The 4,856-nt window shown below is 45.4% G+C and carries 3 protein-coding genes; 2 read left to right on the top strand and 1 reads right to left on the bottom strand.

The annotated features are described in order from the left end of the window. The first annotated feature begins 1,610 nt into the window (after positions 1–1,610). Positions 1,611–1,841 carry a hypothetical protein gene (locus KNO68_RS14765; protein WP_215112700.1) on the top strand — a complete coding sequence of 77 codons (231 nt, stop codon included), beginning with the start codon at positions 1,611–1,613 and terminating at the stop codon, positions 1,839–1,841. Positions 1,842–1,984: 143 nt separating this feature from the next. Here KNO68_RS14765 and mobV read toward each other — a convergent pair whose 3' ends face one another. Then, positions 1,985–3,361, bottom strand: coding sequence for a MobV family relaxase (gene mobV, locus KNO68_RS14760; RefSeq protein ID WP_215112699.1), 1,377 nt, complete (start codon positions 3,359–3,361; stop codon positions 1,985–1,987). Positions 3,362–3,467: 106 nt separating this feature from the next. Between mobV and KNO68_RS14755 the strand changes: the two genes are divergently transcribed. Further along, entirely contained in the window at positions 3,468–3,932 is a 465-nt protein-coding gene (locus KNO68_RS14755; RefSeq protein WP_215112698.1) for a hypothetical protein, read from the top strand. Positions 3,933–4,856 lie beyond the last annotated feature (924 nt).

Genomic DNA, 4,856 nt, shown 5'->3' with positions numbered 1-4,856 from the left:
AGCGAACAGCCCAAAAAAGTTTTTGTGGAAAATAAAGACTTTCCACAACGGTGATTGTTTTGTTAATATTAAGACAATTAAACATGGACGAAAAAAAAGCCACTCCTCCCCATATCAGAAGCTACCAACTACTGATACGAATCAAAGGAATGACTTTTGTTTAACCAAGTGCGCTAACACTGGTTAAACGGTGTACCCCCTGAACACCTCAGAGGGCACGTTTATAGGTACATACTAACCTGTTTTTTAAGCAAAAACAAGCGTATGGGCCCTATCTACAAAGACCGTTTGACTGGAGAGCGCCAGTTGAACGGTCTTTTTCGTTTTCCATAAACTCATTTTTAAGATGAGTTTATGGACTAATCGAATAAGAGGAATTGCCTGATACCTCTCAAAAACACTGACAAAGGTGAGTTGAGCCTTATGCGGACGTGCACGACACGTCGAGGGAGCGCCCCGTAATCAACGGCTCATGGAGATCGGAACGATGCCGAGAACCATGAGTGCCTACATATCCCTAACGTCTTCCCAATCGGACGTTAGGGAGGGTGAGGGCTACCTTAGTGCTGAATGAAGGAAAGACAAGACCCCTACGGGGGTGAAGGATCGTACATAAGTAGACTGCTAAAAATCGTAACCAATCACTACGGCAGGACTTCCCGTTATGAACGGGGAGGACGATACAACCGAGTTGATGAACCGGTGCACGGCATCGGGGGGCGTTGAAACCGCAAGGGCTTGTTTGAGTGTGTAGTACGGTCATGGGGAAACCCTAGCATTAGATTGGGCTGATACGACGGAAACCGAGCATGAAGCGAGGGATGAACCCGAATCAGACGTGCCTTCCTTCCCATCCCGCAATCTAATCGACGTTGTCGAATTTTGCCGGATAGGAAGGCATTTTCTGTCCGCCGTTTCCGTCATTTCGCTTCAGGATGAATGTTGCCCTCGCTCCATGCAAGTGAAAACTTGAGGAAATGCCTGCCACATTGGCGAGACGTAGACGATGCAAATTAGTATGTGGCACGAGGAATACGAGCCTAGCGTAGTCTGGCGAAGTGTTCCGCATGTGCCCCGACAAGCGAGCGAAGGCGTAAACGCCGTAGCGAAGTGCGTTCAGTGGAACGAAGAAGGGCGTTGAAAGATCCACGGTAGCAATCCGAAGAGATTGCAGCGTGGATCGAGTAGTCAGTGGATGATTTTAGCTATTTACTTTGAGGGATGAAGGGGTTACGGTGCATTTGAGCCGTTAAATAAAAGTAGGGAGAGTGGTTAGATTGTCAAAAGATACTAGTCATTTTGTGAAGTGTGCAGAGAACTGCGGTAGATCGTTGTCGACGTACAATCATTTAGAAGAACGTTGGGACGGTGCGTATATCTGTGATAGCTGTGCTTCTAGCATGCAGGTTTGTCCAGATTGTAGTCGATACTATCACTATGGTGAATCACAAGCGTTTTGCCCAGAACACGAAAGTGATCATTAAATCATGATGATTGCGTGAAATAAAAACTCCACGCAAACTTAGCGACGCTCTCAAGCCAAAGTCTGAAAAATGGACAAAAATCGACCGAATTCACAAACTTTTTGACCCTCAAAAGGCGGGAAAATGATGGATGAAATTTGGATTTCAATGACGAACGGATCGACCTACGAGGTTGCCAACATCGACTTTGAGACGCTCGAAGCCGAGATTTCGGAGAAACGGGCGATCGGCGACCTGCTGATTCGACTCGATTACTTCCAGCCCGACCCGAAAGGGAAGATTCTTATCAAGAAAGGGCTCGTCCTCATGCTCGACCAAATCGTGTCGATTTCGCTCCAAGAAAGTCTCGATTCTTGAAGCGAAATTAATGTGTCAATTGCCTATAAAGTTAGTATTCGTAGCAAAGACCCATGTACGGCCCGAAATTCGCCTTTTCAGGCATTCCCGGCTATGCATGGGTCTTTGCCTTTATTTCTCACGAGGACGTCTCTCAGAACGTTTTAACGCTCCATATCGCGACTTTTCTCTTCGTACTTCGCCCCGTATGTCTCTCGATGCCATTCGAACCCCTCTTTTTCCTTCTCGTTCTCAAGTTCTGGTTCGACTGATCCGTTCATTTCGAAGGTCGCTCTCGACTTGAAAGACCCAATCCATTTATCCAATTTATCTTGAGCAATCATCTTTTGATTGACCAGTGCTTCTTTCAACTTGGTTAATACGGACTTGAAAAACTCAATCTCTCTCGCCAGTCGTCGATTCTCTTGCAGAAGATTCGGGATGCGATCGTTCTGCGACTCGAGATACCTGTTCCGATCCATGAGTTGTTTCTTTTCTCGTTCGCTCGCCTGCAGCGCCTTTTGTAGTTGGACCGACAATTCGGCTTGTTTCTTCAAGTTCTCGAAAGAAGAAGGGGAGATTGTCAGGTTGCTCGATAGTTTTTGTGGCTTGGCGCTCTCGTTGAAACTCTCGACTAGACGAAGATCTGATAATGCATCGACCGTCTCTTGGATTTCCGAACGGTACTGATCCGCCTGCCCTTTCAACGATTTGATTTCTTTGCTGATGAAATCTTCTGTCGTCTCGAGTTCTGCATAGAGAGAGTCCAATTGCTTTTGACCGACTTCGATTTGTTTTCTTTGCTTCCCGAGTAGAGTCTCGTATTCGACTACCTGCTCGTCCAACTGGTCACGGACGTCCTTGGCCTTCATCACGTACTCTTTGCCTTTAGTCGCTTTTTCGGACAAGTCTTGGACTTCTTCTCGAAGTTGCTCCGTTTGGCGCTTGAAGTCTTGATGCGCCTTGAATTCATGAATGTCGAGTTTCATCTTCGTCTTCTCGCCACTCGCCCGTTTCACGTCAAACCCTCGTTCGTGGAGAAACTTCGGTAGTTGGTCGTGAATCTCCCGCAACGCTTTCGGTCCCATTACCGTCCTTGCCTGTAATTTGCCGTTCTCTTTGTTCACGGGCATGAAGTGAAGGTGCATGTGGGGCGTCGTCTCGTCCAGATGCACCTTGGCACTCATCACGTTCTCTTTGCCGTACCGATCACAGAAGTATTCATAGCAACTCTTGAAGTATTTCTGATGCTCCTCGTCCGTCATCTTGTCGGCTTCTTCTTTCGGGATCGTGATGATGTTGGAATACAGGACGACCGAGTTTTTCTGAACACGGCTGCCTTGTTTTTTCAGTTCGTCCCGTCTTTCTTTAGTACGTTCATAGAGACCTACTTCACTTTTCACGAAATCGTAGTTGAGGTGGGTTCGGGTTGGATCGATCATGTGGTTCTTGATTTTGCCTTCTCGTTCTTGTTCTTTCTCTTTGCCTTTGACGTCGCTCATTTGATTCTTTTGAGCGTTCCAAGCGAATTCGAATGCCAATAGAAAATCCTCCTTTAAATAAAATTTCTAAAAATTTCTCTTTTCAGTTGACAAATTTCTATAAGTTTCTTATATTAGAAATATCAAACAGGAATGAGGTGCCGTTATGGCTGAAAACAAGCAACCGAGTAGAAGTGCTCTTTTGGAGCAAGTGGTACAAGGTATTTTGAAAGAGAAACTAGGTGCTCAATCATCAATTCAGTTCACTCGCAATGACATCATCGAGGAGTTGAGCAAAACGCACAAAGATGAAGAGTCATTGTTTACGGGAGTTTTAAACCGTCTATTCGAAAAAGACGACCGAATCAAAAAGGTTGCTCGTGGGGTGTATGAACTTCGCGTGAAGGAAGATCTGGATGCCTTAGATTACTCTCATGTCATTAAGGTTCTTGATGATGCACTGGGAGAACTCGATGCTCTTTCTACCAATGTTACGATCATTGAGGGTACGGTTTTTACTGAACGAGACCGTGAAGTGATTGCGTGTTTCAGCCAAACAATCAAGAAATTAAAAGGAATCAAGAAAGAAGTTGAAGAGGAAGTTCGGGAGTACTGGGATCATTCTGAATAAAAAGAGTATAGCCCGCTATACTCTTGCAAGCAAGAGGCGGGCTCTACGAGGTAAAAATCAAGGGATGTTTCTCGTGTCAGGTCACGAGAAAGGGAGTGCCAATCCCTGTCGGGATCGACACTCCCAAGACCATTCTTCCCCGACCCGTTCCCTCGCGGTCACTGGATCAGAGAAGTGGATTCCACTCGAACGGCTACATCGTATCGATACGATGTAGCCGTTCAAATAGAATTTCAAAATCAAAAGCCGACCCGTAAAACGGATCGGCTTGTCGGCTGCCTCTTATCGAGTTTTGCGTGGTTTAGCCCAGAAGCAGAATGCCTTTTTACCGTAATGCGAAGCGTAAATACGCTTGCCGTTACGAGTAGTAATAAAAGGCGAACATACCCAGACCATACCCTCTTGAGGAGGTTCTGTATTTGGATTCTCCATCTCGCACGTCCTTTCCCGACTGACTCGAGTCAATGGGAACTTACCTATTTTCGAAATAAAGCATTTGCGCAAGATGGAGGACTTTTGGTATGATTCGAGTTGTTCAGGCACGAATCATATCAGTATCCTAAGGTTGCACGAGGTCGGTTCCCCCGACTCGAGTGCAGCCGTTTTTTTTTGAATTCGGTTGAAGGAAACGATTAATCTTGATGCATAACTCCCATCTAGGCTTATCGATTACCCTTCATTAATATATATAGCGTGATAAGGAAACGTTGTCAATAGATTCCATGGTAAATGTAACACAACTGTAACATAAGTTGGCTTTTCAACCATTGGTGCTGTCGCCTTCGCCCTGATCGCCCTACATGTATAATGATAAAACGATACTCGCCTAAAAAATAGCGAACAGCCCAAAAAAGTTTTTGTGGAAAATAAAGACTTTCCACAACGGTGATTGTTTTGTTAATATTAAGACAATTAAACATGGAC

Source organism: Exiguobacterium sp. s75, from assembly GCF_018617145.1.
Taxonomy (GTDB): Bacteria; Bacillota; Bacilli; order Exiguobacteriales; family Exiguobacteriaceae; genus Exiguobacterium; species Exiguobacterium profundum.
The sequence above is the reverse complement of the archived record's forward strand: the minus strand, read 5'-3'. Positions and strand labels throughout refer to the sequence as shown.

Coding starts and splice junctions, on each gene's coding strand:
- KNO68_RS14765 (WP_215112700.1), top strand. CDS start 1,611: ATGGATGAAATTTGGATTTCAATGACGAACGGATCGACCTACGAGGTT.
- KNO68_RS14755 (WP_215112698.1), top strand. CDS start 3,468: ATGGCTGAAAACAAGCAACCGAGTAGAAGTGCTCTTTTGGAGCAAGTG.